12 protein-coding genes are annotated in these 19,136 nt (G+C 60.1%); 10 read left to right on the plus strand and 2 right to left on the minus strand.

The annotated features are described in order from the left end of the window. The 6 genes from ALO80_RS26900 to ALO80_RS26925 all read left to right on the plus strand — a co-directional run. On the plus strand, nucleotides 1-3,993 hold a 3,993-nt coding region (locus ALO80_RS26900), incomplete at its 5' end, for a beta strand repeat-containing protein (protein WP_235812514.1). Between the two features lie 93 nt (nucleotides 3,994-4,086). Further along, nucleotides 4,087-5,580: a TolC family protein gene (locus tag ALO80_RS26905; RefSeq protein ID WP_174518978.1), complete on the plus strand. Its 1,494-nt coding sequence runs from the start codon at nucleotides 4,087-4,089 to the stop codon at nucleotides 5,578-5,580. A gap of 322 nt (nucleotides 5,581-5,902) precedes the next feature. Continuing rightward, nucleotides 5,903-6,286, plus strand: coding sequence for a glycine cleavage system protein GcvH (gcvH, locus tag ALO80_RS26910; RefSeq protein WP_055011170.1), 384 nt, complete (start codon nucleotides 5,903-5,905; stop codon nucleotides 6,284-6,286). Nucleotides 6,287-6,296: 10 nt separating this feature from the next. Continuing rightward, nucleotides 6,297-9,161: an aminomethyl-transferring glycine dehydrogenase gene (gcvP, locus tag ALO80_RS26915; protein ID WP_055011171.1), complete on the plus strand. Its 2,865-nt coding sequence runs from the start codon at nucleotides 6,297-6,299 to the stop codon at nucleotides 9,159-9,161. Between the two features lie 88 nt (nucleotides 9,162-9,249). After that, a complete protein-coding gene (gene gcvT, locus ALO80_RS26920; protein ID WP_055011184.1) occupies nucleotides 9,250-10,374 on the plus strand; it encodes a glycine cleavage system aminomethyltransferase GcvT in 1,125 nt (374 codons plus the stop codon). A gap of 412 nt (nucleotides 10,375-10,786) precedes the next feature. Further along, a complete protein-coding gene (locus ALO80_RS26925; RefSeq protein ID WP_027902257.1) occupies nucleotides 10,787-10,999 on the plus strand; it encodes a cold-shock protein in 213 nt (70 codons plus the stop codon). Nucleotides 11,000-11,137: 138 nt separating this feature from the next. On the opposite strand, the gene lptG is transcribed toward ALO80_RS26925, so the two are convergent. Together lptG and lptF are read right to left on the minus strand one after the other, a co-directional pair. Beyond that, nucleotides 11,138-12,199 (minus strand): LPS export ABC transporter permease LptG, encoded by a 1,062-nt coding sequence (lptG, locus tag ALO80_RS26930; RefSeq protein WP_054984360.1) that lies wholly within the window; start codon nucleotides 12,197-12,199, stop codon nucleotides 11,138-11,140. Further along, complete coding sequence (lptF, locus tag ALO80_RS26935; protein ID WP_054984361.1) at nucleotides 12,186-13,313, minus strand: LPS export ABC transporter permease LptF; 1,128 nt, start codon at nucleotides 13,311-13,313, stop codon at nucleotides 12,186-12,188. The genes lptG and lptF overlap by 14 nt, the downstream gene beginning before the upstream one ends. A gap of 319 nt (nucleotides 13,314-13,632) precedes the next feature. Between lptF and ALO80_RS26940 the strand changes: the two genes are divergently transcribed. The 4 genes from ALO80_RS26940 (at nucleotide 13,633) to ALO80_RS26955 (ending at nucleotide 19,108) form a co-directional block, all read left to right on the plus strand. Then, nucleotides 13,633-15,123: a leucyl aminopeptidase gene (locus tag ALO80_RS26940; protein WP_055005232.1), complete on the plus strand. Its 1,491-nt coding sequence runs from the start codon at nucleotides 13,633-13,635 to the stop codon at nucleotides 15,121-15,123. 57 nt (nucleotides 15,124-15,180) lie between these two features. After that, a complete protein-coding gene (locus ALO80_RS26945; protein WP_054984363.1) occupies nucleotides 15,181-15,609 on the plus strand; it encodes a DNA polymerase III subunit chi in 429 nt (142 codons plus the stop codon). 7 nt (nucleotides 15,610-15,616) lie between these two features. Then, nucleotides 15,617-16,051 carry a hypothetical protein gene (locus ALO80_RS26950; RefSeq protein WP_055011172.1) on the plus strand — a complete coding sequence of 145 codons (435 nt, stop codon included), beginning with the start codon at nucleotides 15,617-15,619 and terminating at the stop codon, nucleotides 16,049-16,051. A 210-nt stretch (nucleotides 16,052-16,261) separates the two neighbouring features. Then, nucleotides 16,262-19,108 (plus strand): valine--tRNA ligase, encoded by a 2,847-nt coding sequence (locus ALO80_RS26955; RefSeq protein WP_055011173.1) that lies wholly within the window; start codon nucleotides 16,262-16,264, stop codon nucleotides 19,106-19,108. The last annotated feature ends 28 nt before the right edge of the window (nucleotides 19,109-19,136 follow it).

The following is a 19,136-nucleotide window of genomic DNA, read 5'->3' on the forward strand; positions in this document are numbered from 1 at the left end:
ACACTGGACAACACCGGCGTGACCGATCTGGCAGGCAATATCGGCAGCGGCACAACCGATTCCGGTAATTTCACCATTGCCACACAGCAGCCGACCGCCACTATCGTGGTAGCCGACAGCGCGTTGTCTGTCGGTGAAACCTCGCTGGTGACCATCACGTTCAGTGAAGCGGTCAGCGGCTTCAACAATGCCGACCTGACTGTCGAGAACGGCACCTTGAGCGCGGTCAGCAGCAGCGACGGAGGTGTCACCTGGACGGCAACCTTCACACCGGCTGCCGGTGTCACCGACGCGAGCAACCTCATCACCCTGGACAATACCGGGTTTGCCAACGGCTCAGGCGTTACCGGCAGCGGCGTTACGTCTTCGAACAACTACGCCGTCGACACCCTGCGCCCGACCGCGACCATCGTCGTGGCCGACAATGCGCTGGCCATCGGCGAAACCTCGCTGGTGACGATTACCTTCAGCGAGGCGGTCAGTGGTTTCAGCAACGCTGACCTCGTGGTGGCCAACGGTACGTTGAGCGCGGTCAGCAGCACCGACGGCGGCCTGACCTGGACGGCAACGCTCACGCCGTCAACGGGCGTCACAGACAGCAGCAATCTGGTAACACTGAACAACGCCGGCGTCACTGATCTGGCCGGCAACGCGGGCACCGGGCTGACCTTCTCCAACAACTATGCCATCGACTCGGTGCGGCCGACTGCCAGCATCGTCGTGGCGGATAACGCGCTGTCGATTGGCGAAACCTCATTGGTCACCATCACGTTCAGTGAAGCGGTCAGCGGTTTCGACAACAGCGACCTGAGCGTTGCCAATGGCACCTTGAGCGCGGTCAGCAGCAGCGACGGCGGCATCACCTGGACGGCCACCTTCACGCCGACGATCAACGTCGCCGACAGCACCAACCTGATCACCCTGAACAACGCTGGCGTGGCCGACCTGGCGGGCAATGCCGGGAGCGGACTCACCAACTCCAACAATTACAGCATCGACACCATCCAGCCGACCGCGACCATCGTGGTTGCAGACAGCGCATTGTCTGTCGGTGAAACCTCGCTGGTGACCATCACCTTCAGCGAAGCAGTCAGTGGTTTCAGCAATGCCGACCTGACCGTCGAAAACGGCACCTTGAGCGCAGTCAGCAGCAGCGACGGCGGTATCACCTGGACGGCCACCTTCACGCCGACGGCCAATGTCACCGACGCAAGCAACCTTGTGACCCTGGATAACACCGGGTTCACCAATGCCTCGGGCAATACCGGCAGCGGCATCACGTCCTCGAACAACTACGCCATCGACACCCTGCGCCCGACGGCGACCATCGTCGTGGCCGACAATGCGCTGGCCATCGGCGAAACCTCGCTGGTGACCATTACCTTCAGCGAGGCGGTCAGTGGATTCAGCAATGCCGACCTGAACGTCAGCAACGGCACGTTGAGCGCAGTCAGCAGCACTGACGGCGGTATTACCTGGACGGCAACGCTTACCCCAACGCCAGGCATTACCAGCGCAAGCAACTCGGTGACCCTGAACAATGGCGGCGTAACTGACCTGTCGGGCAACGCAGGCAGCGGCCTGACCTTGTCCAACATTTACGCCATAGACTCGGCAAGCCCGACAGCGACTATCGTGATGGCGGACAACGCGCTGTCGATAGGTGAAAACTCACTGGTGACCATTACCTTCAGCGAAGCAGTCAGCGGGTTCGACAACAGCGACCTGAGCGTTCCGAATGGCACCTTGAGCGCCGTCAGCAGCAGCGACGGCGGTATCACCTGGACCGCGACCTTCACCCCGAACGCAAATGTGGCGGACACCAGCAATCTGATCACCCTGAACAACTCAGGCATCAACGATCTGGCTGGCAACCCGGGTGTCGGCACAACCGATTCGGGCAACTTCGTGATCGACACCACTCGACCTTCAGCCACCATAGTGGTGGCCGACACGGCCCTGTCCGCCGGCGAGACGTCTCTGGTCACGTTCACGTTCAGCCAGGCGGTCAACGGGTTCAACAATGCCGACCTGACCGTCGCCAACGGCACGCTTAGCGCCGTCAGCAGCACCGATGGCGGTATTACCTGGACAGCAACCTTCACGCCGACGGCAAACGTGACCGATACGAGCAACCTGATCACACTGGACAACACCGGCGTCACCAATGCATCAGGCAATGGCGGCAGCGGCACCACGACCTCGAACAACTACGCCATCGATACCCAGCGCCCGACAGCCACCATCGTGGTCGCCGACAGCTTGCTGTCTATCGGTGAAACCTCGCGAGTGACCATTACCTTCAGCGAAGCGGTGAGCGGCTTCAGCAATGCCGACCTGACGGTGGCCAACGGCACGTTGAGCGCTGTCAGCAGCAACGACGGGGGTATTACCTGGACAGCAACACTCACGCCGAACCCGAACGCCGCCAGCAACAACAATGTCGTGACGCTCGATAACAGTGGCGTGGCGGATCTGGCAGGCAATACAGGCAGCGGCACGACGCAGTCCAATAGCTACGCCATTGATCCGGCACGTCCGACCGCCAGCATTGTGGTCGCCGACAGCGCCCTGTCGGCAGGCGAGACGTCACAGGTGACCATCACCTTCAGCGAAGCGGTCAACGGCTTCAGCAACGCCGACCTGACGGTGGCCAATGGTACGCTGAGCGCAGTCAGCAGCAGCGACGGCGGTATCACCTGGACCGCAACCTTTACGCCGACGGCAAACGTGACCGATGCAAGCAACCTGATCACGCTGGACAACACCGGCGTTACCAACGCATCGGGCAACGCCGGCAGCGGTACCACGGCGTCGAACAATTACGCCATCGATACCCAGCGTCCGACCGCAACCATCACCGTGGCCAACCCGAACCTGGCCATTGGTCAGACCTCGCTGGTGACCTTTGCCTTCAGCGAGCGTGTGACCAATTTCGATCTGTCGGATATCAGTGTCGGCAACGGCACCCTGTCCAACCTGAGCAGCGGCGACGGCGGTCTCACCTGGACGGCGACCCTGACACCGGATGCCAATGTCACGGCACCGAACAACTTCATCGTTCTGGACAGCGGTACGCTCAACGACCTGGCAGGCAATGCGGGCACAACGGTAGCGCTCTCCAGCAACTACAGCATCGATAACCAGCGTCCGACGGCCAGCGTCTCTATCGCCAACCCGAACCTGGCGACGGGTCAGACATCGCTGGTGACCTTTGCCTTCAGCGAGCCGGTGAATAACTTCACGCTGTCGGACATCAGCGTAGCCAACGGTACGCTGTCCAACCTTGCCAGCAGCGATGGAGGGGCTACCTGGACGGCGACCCTGACACCGACCGCGAACGTCACTGACCCGAGCAACTTCATTGTGCTGGACAGCAGCACGGTGACTGACCGGGCAGGCAACGCGGGTACCGGCATTGCGCTGTCTCCCAACTATGCCATCGCGACCACGTCGCTGACCGGGGATCCGCAGTTCCGGATCGATGCGCCAGCACTGCAGAACGCTGTGCCGAATCTGCCCCTGCAGCCGGCACTGTTCGGCCCGCCGACCGGCAACCTGGGCTCGCCATTGAGCTTCTCGCCGCTCTTCGAACAGCGCACTACCGGAGGTGATCTGCCACCTGTGGGCAACATCTTCATCACCAACCGAGCCTTGGCACCGAGCTTCATTGCCCAGGTGTTCGACGCCAACAGCGTCGGCGGCCCAGGCTCGGGCTTCACGGGCTTCAGCAGCGGAGAAGGCAGCGTATTCGGCACCAGCACGCTGGCGACACTGTTTTCCCGCGAGGCAGCAACGGACACCTCGGCGACGGGTGCCTTCGACAACACCGGTCGCAACGGCTTGCAAGAGTCGTCGCAGAGCATCCAGGCAGGTTTTGGCGCGCTGACCCTGGTTCAGCAACTGCAACAGATCACTGATAACGAGCAAGAGAAACTGCGCGCACTGGCATGGGCTTTAGGGGAAGTCGGTGTGAGTGAAGTGCAAGCCTGAGACAGGCTTTGAGTCATGCGCCGTCGCGGTACGGCGCTCATAAAAAAGAATGCGGTAGCAAGGGGCGTCAGGAGCATGAAAAGAAGTCATAAGTTGTTCAGCATCAGCCTGCTTGCGCTGGTAGTGAGCGGTTGTGCGGTTACCAGCCAGCCTATCGACCGGAGCGTCAGCGAGCAGCGCGCCAAAAGCGATCTGCAACTGATGTACAAGGATCAGGAACCTTTGAACGGTGCCCTGACCCTGCATCAGGCGATGGCCCGCGCGGTGAAGTACAACCTTGAAGCGCGTTTGAAAATCATGGAAGAAGCCCTGGCCAAGCGCCAACTGGACCTTGCCAGCTTCGACATGCTGCCGCGCATGGCGCTGTCCGCCGGCTATGCCGGACGCAGTAACGTCAGTGCGTCCAGCAGTGAAAGCGTCGAGACCGGCACCCAGTCCCTCGAACCGTCGACCTCGCAGGACCGCAGCCGTCGCGTCGCTGACCTGACCATGGTGTGGAACGTGCTGGACTTCGGTGTCAGCTACATCAGCGCCAAGCAGCAAGGCGATCAGCGCCTGATCGTTCAGGAACGCCGCCGCAAGGTGATCAACACAATCGTTCAGGACGTACGTTCAGCCTATTGGCGCGCCGTCGCTGCCGAACGCATGCTCAAGCAGATCGACAGCCTGATGGTCCGCGTCGAAAAAGCCCAGGACAACAGCCAGCAAATGAGCCAGCAGCGGGTGGGTGATCCGGTGCAGGCACTGGGTTATCAGCGCTCGCTGATCCAGGCAACGCGCCAGCTCGAAGAGCAGCGCAAGGCACTTTCACTGGCCAAGACTGAACTGGCCACCCTGATCAATCTGCCGCTGGGCACGGATCTGAAGCTGGCAACGCCGGACGATTACTCGATTCCGGAGCTCAAGGTCGATATGGCGCGTCTGGAAACCGAAGCGCTGGCCAGTCGTCCCGAACTGCGCGAACAGGATTACCAAACCCGCATCAGCTCGGCCGAAACCCGCAAAGCGATGCTGCGCATGCTGCCCGGCCTGGAGTTCTCGGCTGGTGGCCATTACGACAGCAACTCGTTTCTGGTCAACGACAAATGGGCCGATCTGGGCGTAAAAGTCACCTGGAACCTGTTCAACGTGCTGTCGGCACCTGCCGCCATTGACGTGGCCAAAGCCGGTGAGGAAGTCGCTACCGCGCGTCGTCAGGCGATGTCCATCGCCGTACTGGCCCAGCTCTACGTGGCCAATGCCAACTACAATGAAGCACTGCGCCAGTTCAAGACCAGTCAACAGCTGTCGAGCATCGACAGCCAGATCGTCGGCCAGCTGCGTAATCGTTATCAGGCAGCCGGTCTGGGCGAACTGGACCTGATTCAGGGCGAACTGAACACGCTGCAGGCTGATCTGCGTCGCGACCTGGCGTATGCCGATCTGCGCAATGCTTATGGGCAGATTTTCGCCAGTGCCGGCCTGGATCCGCTGCCGTCCGAGCTCTCGTCGACCAAGGTGCAGGCTATTGCAGTGGCGCTGGACGCGCGTGAATCCCAATGGGAAGCGGGCAATATTTCAGTAGCAGCGACCGCGCCCAAGCCTTGATCCCGCCCCATGAATGAACACCTGGCCAGCGCCTGTGCGCTGGCCGGGTGCAGTAAGGCCACCCCACCGCAACGAAATCGTTCCAGCGTAACGTTTTCGATCCAGGGCACTTAACCTCGCTTGAACCAAGGCCTTGATCAGGCACGCATTTTCAAATGCCCACCAGGTGTATCGATTTCGCTACACTCGTACTTGATCTGTGACCACGAAAACAATCTAACTCATTGTTTTAAATGAAAAAATAAAACATGGCCGCTAAATTGCTATGCCATAGCTCATATCACTCGCGCTCTGCGCGAGCCCTGTTCTCCAAGGAGTCTGTATGAGCGAGTTGCGATTTACTGTCGACCACGAATGGCTGCGTGCCGAAGCCGATGGCAGCGTTACGGTCGGCATAACGCCCTATGCACAAGAGTCGCTGGGCGACGTGGTCTTCGTGCAGCTCCCGGATATGCAGGCCTACACTCAACACGCTGAAGTGTCGGTGGTGGAGTCGGTGAAGGCCGCCAGCAGCATCAATATGCCGCTGGACGGTGAAGTGGTCGAGGTCAATTCCGCCCTCGACGCTACACCCGAGCTGGTCAATGAAGACGCTCTCGGTGCAGGCTGGTTCTTTCGTTTCATTCCACAGGATGCCAACGCCATCCACGGCCTGCTGGATCAGGACGCCTACGACCGCCTGATCAAAGCCAACGCCCAAGCCTGAGGAGCAAGCCATGACTGACCGTATCGAACTGACAACTGCCAACGAATTCATTGCCCGTCACATCGGTCCGCGCGCCGCCGACGAACAGGCCATGCTGCAAACATTGGGTTTCGACTCCATCGAAGCCTTGAGCGAAAGCGTCATCCCGGAAAGCATCAAGGGCACCAGCGTTCTGAACCTGCCCGCCGGGCAAAGCGAAGCCGACGCACTGGCGTCCATCAAGGCCATCGCCAGCAAGAATCAACTGTTCAAAACCTACATTGGCCAGGGTTACTACAACACTCATACACCGGCACCCATCCTGCGCAACCTGCTGGAAAATCCGGCCTGGTACACCGCCTACACCCCCTATCAGCCAGAGATTTCCCAAGGCCGTCTGGAGTCGTTGCTCAATTTCCAGACGCTCATCAGTGATCTCACCGGCCTGCCGATTGCCAACGCCTCTTTGCTGGACGAAGCGACCGCCGCCGCCGAAGCGATGACCTTCTGCAAACGGTTGAGCAAAAACAAGGGCAGCCAGCAATTTTTTGCCTCAAGCCATTGCCATCCGCAGACCCTCGACGTCTTGCGCACCCGCGCCGAGCCGCTGGGTATCACCGTAGTTGTAGCCGATGAAGCCGAGCTGGGCGATGTCAGCGATTACTTCGGCGCGTTGCTGCAATACCCGGCCAGCAATGGTGATGTGTTCGATTACCGCGATCTGGTCGAGCGCTTTCACGGTGCCAATGCGCTGGTGGCCGTCGCTGCCGACTTGCTGGCCCTGACGCTGCTGACCCCGCCAGGTGAGTTTGGCGCTGACGTTGCCATTGGCAGCGCACAACGCTTTGGCGTGCCACTGGGCTTCGGCGGCCCGCACGCGGCGTACTTCTCGACTCGCGATGCCTTCAAGCGCGACATGCCGGGCCGCCTGGTCGGCGTGTCGGTAGACCGTCACGGCAAGCAGGCCCTGCGCCTGGCCATGCAGACCCGCGAGCAGCATATTCGTCGCGAGAAAGCCACCAGCAACATTTGCACTGCACAAGTGCTGCTGGCCAACATTGCCAGCATGTACGCCGTCTACCACGGTCCGCGTGGTCTGACCCAAATTGCCCAGCGCGTTCACCGGTTGACCGCAATTCTTGCCGAAGGCCTGAGCGAGCTGGGCCTGAAGGCCGAGCAGGCATTCTTCTTCGACAGCCTGACCCTGAACACCGGCAACAGGACCGATGCACTGCATGCTGCAGCGCGCGCGAGGCACATCAACCTGCGTGAAATCGACGGTCAGCACCTGGGGCTGTCACTGGACGAGACCACCTCGCAGTCGGCGATAGAAACGCTGTGGGAAATCTTCGTCAGCGACGGCCAGAGCTTGCCGGACTTCGCCGCGCTGGCAGCCAGCGTTCAGTCGCGCCTGCCTGCTGCGCTGTTGCGCCAGACGGCAATCCTCAGCCACCCGGTGTTCAACCGCTATCACTCCGAAACAGAGCTGATGCGTTACCTGCGCAAGCTGGCCGACAAGGACCTGGCACTGGACCGCACCATGATTCCACTGGGCTCGTGCACCATGAAGCTCAACGCCGCCAGCGAAATGATCCCGGTGACCTGGGCCGAATTCGGCAACCTGCACCCCTTCGCCCCAGCCGAGCAGAGTGCCGGGTATCAGCAACTGACCGACGAGCTGGAGGCCATGCTCTGTGCGGCTACCGGATACGACGCGATCTCGCTGCAACCGAACGCAGGCTCTCAAGGTGAATATGCCGGTCTGCTGGCTATCCGCGCTTATCACCAGAGCCGTGGCGATGAGCATCGTGATATCTGCCTGATCCCTTCGTCGGCCCACGGCACCAACCCGGCCACTGCCAACATGGCCGGCATGCGTGTGGTGGTCACTGCCTGCGATGCGCGTGGCAACGTCGATATCGAAGACCTGCGGGCCAAGGCCGTTCAGCATCGCGATCAGCTTGCAGCCATCATGATCACCTACCCGTCGACCCACGGTGTATTCGAAGAAGGCATCCGCGAAATCTGCGGCATCGTTCATGACAATGGCGGTCAGGTGTACATCGACGGCGCAAACATGAACGCAATGGTCGGTCTGTGTGCGCCGGGCAAGTTCGGCGGCGACGTCTCCCACCTCAATCTGCACAAAACCTTCTGCATCCCGCACGGCGGCGGCGGCCCGGGTGTCGGCCCGATTGGCGTCAAATCCCACCTCGCCCCGTTCATGCCGGGCCACGCACGCATGGAGCGCAAGGAAGGCGCGGTCTGCGCGGCACCGTTCGGCAGTGCCAGCATTCTGCCGATCACCTGGATGTATATCCGCATGATGGGCGGCGAAGGCCTGAAGCGCGCTTCGCAGCTGGCGATCCTCAACGCCAACTACATTTCGCGCCGCCTGGAAGAGCACTACCCGGTGCTGTACACCGGCACCAACGGTCTGGTTGCGCACGAATGCATCCTCGACCTGCGTCCGATCAAGGACAGTAGCGGCATCAGCGTCGATGATGTGGCAAAGCGCCTGATCGACTTCGGCTTTCATGCCCCGACCATGTCGTTCCCGGTGGCCGGGACGTTGATGATCGAGTCGACCGAGAGTGAATCCAGAGAAGAACTGGACCGTTTCTGCGACGCCATGATCAAGATCCGTGAAGAAATCCGCGCGGTTGAAAACGGCACGCTGGACAAGGAAGACAACCCGCTGAAGAACGCGCCGCACACCGCTGCCGAAATCGTCGGCCAGTGGAGCCATCCTTACAGCCGCGAACAGGCGGTGTATCCGGTTGATTCGCTGATCGAGAACAAGTACTGGCCTCCGGTCGGACGTGTCGACAACGTTTTCGGTGACCGTAATCTGGTCTGCGCCTGCCCGTCCATCGAGAGCTATCAGGAAGCCTGATAGCCCGTGCTGCGGGACTGCCTGCATGTACTCGGTTGCGAGTGCAGGCAGTACCGCTCTGCATGGCCCGCTCAACAAGGAATTGAACATGTCTACAGAATCACTGCTGACCACTCCCCTGCACGCCCTTCACCGCGAACTTGGCGCGAAGATGGTGCCCTTCGCCGGTTACGACATGCCCGTGCAATACCCGGCAGGCGTAATGAAAGAACACTTGCACACCCGTGCGCAGGCCGGCTTGTTCGATGTCTCGCACATGGGCCAGATTCGCCTCACCGGCGCAGAAGCGGCCAGGGCGCTGGAGACTCTGGTACCGGTGGATATCCTTGATTTGCCGGTGGGCATGCAGCGTTATGCAATGTTCACCAGCGAAACAGGCGGCATTCTCGATGACCTGATGGTCGCCAATCTCGGCAATGACCAACTGATGCTGGTGGTCAATGCGGCCTGCAAGGATCAGGACCTCGCCCACTTGTGCAAGCATTTAGCCGGGCATTGCAAGATCGAACCGCTGTTTGAAGAACGCGCTCTGCTCGCACTGCAGGGGCCGGCCGCTGTTACGGTGCTGGCACGCCTTGCCCCGGAAGTGGCCAAGATGACGTTCATGCAGTTCGCCAGCGTCAAGCTGCTGGGCGTTCAGTGCTACGTCAGTCGCTCGGGCTATACCGGCGAAGACGGCTATGAAATTTCAGTGCCGGCCGACCAGGCTGAAGCCCTTGCGCGCCGCTTGCTGGAAGAGCCGGAAGTTGCCCCGATCGGCCTGGGCGCACGTGACTCGCTGCGACTGGAAGCGGGCCTTTGCCTGTACGGTCATGACATGGACACGCAGACCTCGCCGGTCGAGGCCAGTCTGCTGTGGGCCATTTCCAGAGTGCGCCGCGCCGACGGTGCGCGTGCAGGCGGCTTCCCGGGAGCCGAGCAGATCTTCGCCCAGCAACAGAATGGTGTAGAAAAAAAACGTGTCGGCCTGCTTCCCCAAGAGCGAACGCCAGTGCGCGAAGGCACAGAAATTGTCGATGAACAGGGCACTGTAATAGGCACTGTCTGCAGTGGCGGTTTTGGCCCCACGCTGGCCGGCCCGCTTGCCATGGGTTACTTGCACGATAATTACACCGCGCTGGAGACACTCGTCTGGGCAGTGGTACGTGGCAAAAGAGTACCGATGCGTGTTACAAAAATGCCTTTCGTTGCGCAACGTTACTTCCGTGGCTAAACAACGGCGTCAAAAAAACAGCAACACTTCTGCGGTGTGGGAACGCTGTTTCACGTCAATGTTTCGGCAGTGTTTCAACCGAATGAACAGTCTGTTCCATATGCAAAAAATGCACCTATAAAGTGCAAAATGTTATGAAGGATCAGGCACCGTGCACTGCGTGCAAACACGCAGTGCATAAGGCTCAACCCCCCGGAAACAGGGTACAAGACAGGGGGGTTGTATTTGTAACGAGAGTTGGCGTAGAGTTTCCGGACTGTGTTTGCAAGGGTCGCCGAATCTGGACCAGGGCAGTAGCTCTAGGTTTGCTACAACCCGTTCTACGTTTCTTACTTCCTGCAACCAGCCCCAGTGCTCTTTCGCGTGAAAGAGGCTGTCACCAATTCAAGTCAAGCGTCAAGGAAATAAGAAAATGGCTGAACGTCAGAGCGGTACCGTCAAGTGGTTCAACGACGAAAAAGGGTTTGGTTTTATCACTCCTGAGAGCGGGCCGGATCTGTTCGTACACTTCCGCGCCATCCAGGGTAACGGCTTCAAGAGCCTGAAAGAAGGCCAGAAAGTTACCTTCGTTGCAGTGCAGGGCCAGAAAGGCATGCAGGCTGACGAAGTTCAAGCCGAAGCCTGATCACACACTCGCGTACGTGCAAAAAAGCCTCTGGCAGCGATGCCAGAGGCTTTTTTGTGCGCACGAAAACCTGAACGGCGGTTGTCGCCCATGAAAAAGCCGACTCAAAGTCGGCTTTTTCAGTATCACCACACGACGCTATCCGGCACGGCGCAACAGGAGTATCCCTGCCAGCGCGCATGCTGCGGCAGGCAGCAACACCGCCAGCAACGGCGGGAAGCCGAACAGCAAACTCGACGGACCGAGCAGGTCCTGGATGATGCGGAAGGTGAAACCGACCACCACGCCCGTGAACACACGCTGCCCCAGCGTCACTGAACGCAACGGACCGAAGATGAACGAGATCGCCATCAGCACCAGAGCGACTGTCACAGCCGGTTGCAGGACCTTGGTCCAGAACGCCAGCCAGTAGCGTCCATTGCTCAAGCCCTGATCGGCCAGATAATGCGCGTAGTTCCAGAGACCGCTGATCGAGAGCGACTCCGGCGGCATGATGACCGTGCTCAGCAGTTGCGGGCTCAACGCCACATCCCAACGCTCGACCGGCGTATTGATGACTTCGGTGCGGCCTTCATTGAAGTGCGTGGTGCTGACGTCCTTCAACTCCCAGTAATCGGTTTTGAAGTTGGCCTCTTTGGCAAAGCTGGACGTCAGCATGTGGCGTTGATCGTCGAAACGATAGCGTGTCACGCCAAGCATCAGACCATTGGGCTGGACCGTGTTGATGTGGATGAATTCATCACCTTGACGGTGCCACAGACCGTGCCTGGCGCTCTGCGCATCACCGGATCCCTGAGCCAGCGAGCGTGCGGCCTGAGCCTGGTTCTCGGCGTAGGGAGCAACGTACTCGCCGACCAGCACGCCGGCGATCATCAGCAGCAGCATCGGCTTCATGACTGCCCAGACGATGCGCCCGATGGAAACCCCCGCCGCGCGCATGATGGTCAGTTCACTGCTGCTGGCCAGCGTACCCAGACCAATCAGGCAGCCGATCAGGGCCGCCATCGGCAAGGTGTCGTAGACGCGGCGCGGCGCAGTCATCATCACGTAGCTGAGCGCATCTGCCAGCGTGTAGGTATCGCTGATATCACCCATCTCGTCGATGAACGCGAACAGCGAAACCAGGCCGAGAATGATCCCCAGGACCGCGAGAATTGCCAGAAGAACGCTTTTACCGATGTATCGATCAAGCTTGACCACGAGTCACCTCCGTGACGCTGCGACGACTCGCCATCTTCAGACGCAGAGGCTCCCAATAGAACAACACCAGACCGATGGCCAGGTAGATGGCGTGCACCCACCACATGCCCAGACTGAGCGGCAGCTTGCCCTTCTCCAGCGAACTGCGCACCGAGATCAGAATGGCCAGATAAGACATGTACAGAAGGATCGCCGGCAACAGCTTCAGATAACGGCCCTGACGCGGATTGACGCGCGACAGCGGAATGGCCATCAACGTCACGATGAACACCGACAACGGCAGTGAAATACGCCACTGCAATTCAGCCACGGAACGCGGCGCGTTACTGCCGAACAGCTCGCTGGTGGGAATGGCTTCACGGTCAGTGATTTCTTCGCTGATTTCCGGTTTGGGCAGCATCGCGCCGTAGGTGTCGTACTTGATCACGCGATAATCGGCTGCACCCGGATTGCCATCGTAGCGATAGCCGTTTTCGAGTATCAGGAAGCGACTGCCATTGGGCCTGACCTCCTGATGGCCCTTCTCCGCCACCAGCACGGTGATGCCGTTGTCCTTGCTCTTGTCGCTGGACATGCGTTTTTCGGAGATGAACACACCGGCCAGTTGCGAGCGGTCTTCCGACAGTTCCTTGGTGTAGGTGATACGGGTCCCGTCACGCAGCGCCTGAAAACGGCCGGGCACCAGCGTGTCGAACTCGGTCATGGCATCCTGCTGATTGATCAGCAGCGAAAACTGGGTTGCGCCCTGGGGAGCCAGACTGAAGCTCAGCCAGGCAACCAGCAGCCCGACCAGCGTGGCAGGTCCCATGGTAATGGCAAGTAACCGCTGCTGACTCATGCCGGTGGCGGCCAGCACGGTCATTTCACTTTCCAGATACAGGCGTCCGTAAGCCATCAGGATGCCGAGGAACAGGCCCAGCGGCAGGATGACCTGCAGGAAACCCGGCAGGCGGAACCCCATGATCATGAACAGCACGCCTGGATCGAGCGCACCGGACGCGGCCTGCGCAAGGTATTTGATGAAGCGTCCGCTCATGATGAACACCAGCAGCACGGCGCTGACCGCGCTCAAGGTAAGCAGCACTTCTCGGGACAGATAACGGAAGACAATCAAACCAGACACTCCAGAGTTGTCAGGCTCAGGCAGCCAAACAGGGAAAAATTGTGAGCCACGGCAACCACAGATTCACGCCGGCAAATGGCGTGGGCATCAAAAAATATGCGGCATTATCCTGTGATTGTGTGTTTCTGTCACTGCGCGCCGGGGATAGTTCGCACATACACGCAAAGCAGGCGGCTTTGCGGGGTTGTCAGCAGTCGTGCAGGGGGGTCAAACTGCAAGGCTTATCGCGGGTATCGTCCTGGAAGACACTCAGGCCATGCCGCGTACATCATTTATATTGCGACTCTCATCGTCTATTCGGGGACCCCACATGGAATTGGTTGTTAAAAGCGTAAGCCCAGAAACCTTGAAAACCGCAACGCTGGTGGTCACCGTCGGCGAAAGCCGCGTACTGGCGGGAGCTGCTCAGGCTGTCGATGTCCTCAGCGGCGGAGCCATCTCGCTGATCCTGAAACGCGGCGACCTGGCGGGCAAGGTCGGTCAGAGTCTGCTGTTGCACAACTTGCCCAACATCAAGGCCGAGCGCGTTCTGCTGATCGGCATCGGCAAGGAAGGCGAGCTGTCGGACCGTCAATTGAAAAAAGTCGTTGGCGCGGCGCTGTCATGCCTCAAGGGCCTGGGCGGCACCGACGCAGCAATTGCTATCGATGACCTGTCGGTGAAGAACCGCGATACGTACGGCATGGCTCGCCTGCTGGTCGAGGCTCTGGCGGACGGCGAATACGTCTTCGACCGCTTCAAGACTCAGAAAGCCGACGTTCGCGCCCTGAAAAAAATCACCCTGCTGACCGACAAAGTCCGCACAGCCGACGTCGAGCGCGCGTCCACTCATGCTCGGGCCATCGCTACCGGCATGGCATTGACCCGCGACCTGGGCAATCTGCCACCGAACATCTGCCACCCTACCTATCTGGGCGAAGAAGCCAAGGCCCTGGGCAAGGCGCACAAGAATCTGAAAGTGGAAATCCACGACGAGAAGAAGCTGGCCGAACTGGGCATGGGCTCTTTCCTCGCAGTCGCTCAGGGCAGCGCCCAGCCTCCTCGCCTGATCGTCATGAACTATCAAGGTGCCAAAAAAGGCGATCAGCCTTTTGTGCTGGTCGGTAAAGGCATCACGTTCGACACCGGCGGCATCAGCATCAAGCCCGCTTCGGGCATGGACGAGATGAAATTCGACATGTGCGGTGCTGCCAGCGTCTTCGGCACCCTGCGCGCCGTACTGGAATTGAAGCTGCCGATCAATCTGGTGTGCATTCTGGCCTGCGCCGAGAACATGCCGAGCGGCACCGCGACACGTCCCGGCGACATCGTCACCACCATGAGTGGGCAAACGGTCGAAATCCTCAACACCGACGCCGAAGGCCGTCTGGTGCTGTGCGACGCACTGACCTACGCCGAACGCTTCAAGCCAAAGGCGGTCATCGACATCGCGACCCTGACGGGCGCGTGCGTGGTTGCGCTGGGCGGCCACACTTCCGGCCTGCTGGGCAACAACGACGCACTGATCAACCAGTTGCTCGACGCGGGCAAACAGGCGGATGACCGTGCCTGGCAGCTGCCGTTGTTCGATGAGTACCAGGAGCAGCTCGACAGCCCGTTCGCCGACATCGCCAATATCGGTGGTCCGAAAGGCGGCACCATCACGGCGGCCTGCTTCCTGTCGCGCTTCACCAAGGCCTATGACTGGGCTCATCTGGACATTGCCGGCACTGCATGGCTGAGCGGCGGCAAGGAAAAAGGCGCCACTGGACGCCCGGTTCCACTGCTGACCCAGTACCTGCTCGATCGCGCCGGCGTATAAGAACAAGCCCTGGCGTATCGGCTTTGCGGTCGATACGCCACAGGCTCTGGAACCCAAATGACTCAAGTCGATTTTTACATCCTGCCCAGCGCAGACCCTGCGGCTCGCCTGGATTTCGCCTGCAAGCTCACAGAAAAGGCCTGGCGTCTGGGTCACAAGGTCTATCTGCATTGCAGCGATGCAGCACAGCGTGAAGACCTCGATGCCCGGCTCTGGCGTTTCAGGGGCGAAGTGTTTCTGCCCCACGGTGAAGCCGAGAGCGATACCGATGCCCCGGTGGTGCTAGGGCTGGGTGACGACTCGGGGGCCCACGACGACCTGCTGGTCAACCTCGACCTGAGCATTCCGGCCTTCTTCAAACGTTTCGCCCGTGTGGCGGAAGTCGTTGTCGAGGACCCGGCCATACGCCTTGCCGCACGCGAGAGTTTCCGTTCCTACCGTGAACAGGGCTATCCTCCGCAAGATCACCGACTGCAGCGTCTTTGAGGACACGATGGATACTTCAAAAAAAGCTGAATCCGCGCATTTGCTGAACGATCTGGAATCGATCCGCCAACTGCTCGGCGATGACCCCGCACATTCCCCGCTGCCGAACGACCCGGCCCGTCCGGAAGGACAGATCCCTCTGTTGTTCGATGTCGTCGGCACTCGCCCCGACAGCGTGCATCAACCGGACTTCGACGAAGACGATATCCCGACGCTGACACCTGATACCCATGCTGCCCCCGCCCCGCAGGTGCAGCAGGCGGCCGAGCCTCAAGCGCTGCCCAACCCCGAGACACTGCTGCACCTGGACAGCGAACTGCGCGCCGCCGCGCAATTGATCATGCAGGACGTGATCGCCGACTTCGCCCCGCATATCGAAAACGAAATCAAACGCCGGCTGGAGGCCAGGCTGGAGCGGCTATTGGCGCAGCAGCAGAAGTGAGGTTTCTGGCCAGGGACCTGTTTCCTGGTTAAATAGATACTTTGTCGGCGAGTATCCAGTTGCGAGCGTATCAGGGCAGCCAGCGCCCCTTGGCTCACTTGCCGCCTGCTGACAGATCTGCCAGTTGTGGCCCGGCACTTATGGCTTGTCGCTGGCCGCAAGGGCTATACTTGCCGGTTTCCGAATCAATGCCACAGGTTCCCGCCGCGCATGGACAAGACTTACCAGCCGCACGCCATCGAAACTTCCTGGTACCAGACCTGGGAGTCCGAGAACTACTTCGCTCCGCAAGGCGTGGGTGACTCGTACACCATCATGATCCCGCCGCCGAACGTCACCGGCAGCCTGCACATGGGCCACGGCTTCAATAACGCGATCATGGACGCCCTGATCCGTTTCCGCCGCATGCAGGGTCGCAACACGCTGTGGCAACCAGGCACCGACCACGCCGGTATCGCTACGCAGATGCTGGTGGAGCGTCGTCTTGAAGCGCAAGGCGTCAGCCGTCACGAGCTGGGTCGCGAAAAGTTTCTGGACAATATCTGGGAATGGAAAGCCGAGTCAGGCGGCAACATCAGCCGTCAGATCCGCCGTCTGGGTTCGTCCGTCGACTGGAGCCGCGAGCGCTTTACAATGGACGACGGCCTGTCCGACGCAGTCAAGGAAGCCTTCGTGCGCCTGCATGAAGACGGCCTTATTTACCGTGGCAAGCGCCTGGTCAACTGGGACACCAAGCTGCACACCGCCATTTCCGACCTCGAAGTGGAGAACCACGACGAGAAAGGCCACCTGTGGAACCTGCGTTATCCACTGGCCGACGGCGCGAAAACCGCCGAAGGTCTGGATTACCTGATCGTTGCCACCACGCGTCCGGAAACCATGCTCGGTGACGCCGCCGTGGCGGTGAACCCGCAGGACGAACGCTATCAGGCACTGATCGGCAAATTCGTCGAACTGCCGCTGGTAGGCCGTCGCATCCCGATCATCGCTGACGACTATTGCGACCCCGAATTCGGCACCGGCTGCGTGAAAATCACCCCGGCGCACGACTTCAACGACTATGAAGTCGGCAAGCGCCATAATCTGCCGCTGCTGAACATTTTCGACAAGAACGCCACCGTGCTTTCGACCGCTCAGGTTTTCAACCTTGACGGCACGCTGAACGAAACCGTCGACGGCAGCCTGCCGGCAGACTACGCCGGCCTGGACCGTTTCGAAGCGCGCAAGCAGATCGTTGCAGCGTTCGATGCAGCCGGCCTGCTGGTCAGCGTCGACGATCACGCCCTGAAGGTGCCGAAAGGCGACCGGTCCGGCACGATCATCGAACCATGGCTGACCGATCAGTGGTACGTCTCTACCAAGCCATTGGCCGAACCTGCTATCGCTGCGGTCGAAGATGGCCGTATCGCCTTCGTGCCCAAACAATACGAAAACATGTACTTCTCATGGATGCGCGACATTCAGGACTGGTGCATCAGCCGTCAGCTCTGGTGGGGCCACCGCATTCCGGCCTGGTACGACGAGTCCGGCAAGGTGTATGTCGGTCGCGACGAAGCCGAAGTACGGGCCAAGAACAATCTGGGCCCGGAAATCGCGCTGCAGCAGGACAACGACGTACTCGACACCTGGTTCAGCTCGGGCCTGTGGACCTTCTCCACGCTCGGCTGGCCGGAAAAGACCAAGGCACTGGAGACCTTCCACTCCACCGACGTGCTGGTCACCGGTTTCGACATCATTTTCTTCTGGGTCGCCCGGATGATCATGCTCACCCTGCACCTGGTGAAGAACGAGGACGGCACGCCGCAAGTCCCGTTCAAGACTGTCTATGTGCACGGCCTGGTGCGTGATGGCCAGGGCCAGAAAATGTCCAAGTCCAAGGGCAACGTCCTTGATCCGCTGGATATCGTCGACGGTATCGACCTCGAGACGCTGGTGCAGAAACGCACCAGCGGCCTGATGCAACCGCAACTGGCGAAAAAGATCGAGAAGCAGACCCGTCAGGAATTTGCCGATGGCATCGCCAGCTACGGCACCGATGCCCTGCGTTTTACTTTTTGCTCTCTGGCGTCCACCGGTCGCGACATCAAGTTCGACATGGGCCGCGTCGAAGGCTACCGCAACTTCTGCAACAAGATCTGGAACGCCGCGCGCTACGTGCTGGACAAAGGTGAAGACTGCGGTCAGAACGGCGAAGCTGTCGAACTGTCGCTGGCCGATCGCTGGATCATCTCGCAACTGCAACGTACCGAAGCCGAAGTGACCCGCCAGCTGGATCAGTTCCGCTTCGACCTCGCCGCTCAGGCGTTGTACGAATTTATCTGGAACCAGTATTGCGACTGGTATCTGGAGCTGTCCAAGCCTGTGCTGTGGGACGAGACCGCACCGGTCGAACGTCAACGCGGCACACGCCGCACGCTGGTTCGCGTACTGGAAGTCGCACTGCGCCTCGCGCACCCGTTCATGCCGTTCATCACTGAAGAAATCTGGCAGCGTCTCGCGCCGCTGGCAGGTGTCGAAGGCAAGACCATCATGCTGCAACCCTGGCCGGTGGCCAATGAAGCACGCATCGATCAGGCCGCCGAAGACGACATCGAGTGGCTCAAAGGCCTGATGCTGGCGGTGCGTAACATCCGCGGCGAAATGAACATCGGTCCCGGCAAGCCGCTGCAACTGTTCCTCAAGAACGCCAGTGCCGAGGATCAACGCCGCCTGAGCGAAAACGATTACCTGCTCAAGAAGCTCGCCAAGCTCGAATCCATGACCGTATTGACCGAGGGTGCAGAAGCACCGCTGTCGGCCACTGCGCTGGTGGGCGACATGGAGGTCCTGGTGCCGATGGCCGGGCTTATCGACAAGGCAGCCGAACTGGCGCGTCTGGACAAGGAAATCCAGCGTCTGCAAGGTGAAGTGCAACGCGTCGGCGGCAAGCTGTCCAACGCAGCCTTCGTCGACAAGGCACCGCCTGAAGTCATCGCCAAGGAACGCGCCAAGCTGACCGAGGCCGAACAGGCACTGGGCAAGCTGGCAGAGCAGCACGCACGCATCGCCAGCCTCTAAGGTGGCCGCAAAGCCAGCCCGAACATGG

The organism is Pseudomonas caricapapayae (genome assembly GCF_001400735.1).
GTDB classification, from domain to species: domain Bacteria; phylum Pseudomonadota; class Gammaproteobacteria; order Pseudomonadales; family Pseudomonadaceae; genus Aquipseudomonas; species Aquipseudomonas caricapapayae.

Bases quoted from the DNA above. Each gene is read 5' to 3' on its own strand.
- gcvH (WP_055011170.1), top strand. From the start codon at position 5,903: ATGAGCGAGTTGCGATTTACTGTCGACCACGAATGGCTGCGTGCCGAA.
- gcvP (WP_055011171.1), top strand. From the start codon at position 6,297: ATGACTGACCGTATCGAACTGACAACTGCCAACGAATTCATTGCCCGT.
- gcvT (WP_055011184.1), top strand. From the start codon at position 9,250: ATGTCTACAGAATCACTGCTGACCACTCCCCTGCACGCCCTTCACCGC.
- ALO80_RS26925 (WP_027902257.1), top strand. From the start codon at position 10,787: ATGGCTGAACGTCAGAGCGGTACCGTCAAGTGGTTCAACGACGAAAAA.
- ALO80_RS26940 (WP_055005232.1), top strand. From the start codon at position 13,633: ATGGAATTGGTTGTTAAAAGCGTAAGCCCAGAAACCTTGAAAACCGCA.
- ALO80_RS26945 (WP_054984363.1), top strand. From the start codon at position 15,181: ATGACTCAAGTCGATTTTTACATCCTGCCCAGCGCAGACCCTGCGGCT.
- ALO80_RS26950 (WP_055011172.1), top strand. From the start codon at position 15,617: ATGGATACTTCAAAAAAAGCTGAATCCGCGCATTTGCTGAACGATCTG.
- ALO80_RS26955 (WP_055011173.1), top strand. From the start codon at position 16,262: ATGGACAAGACTTACCAGCCGCACGCCATCGAAACTTCCTGGTACCAG.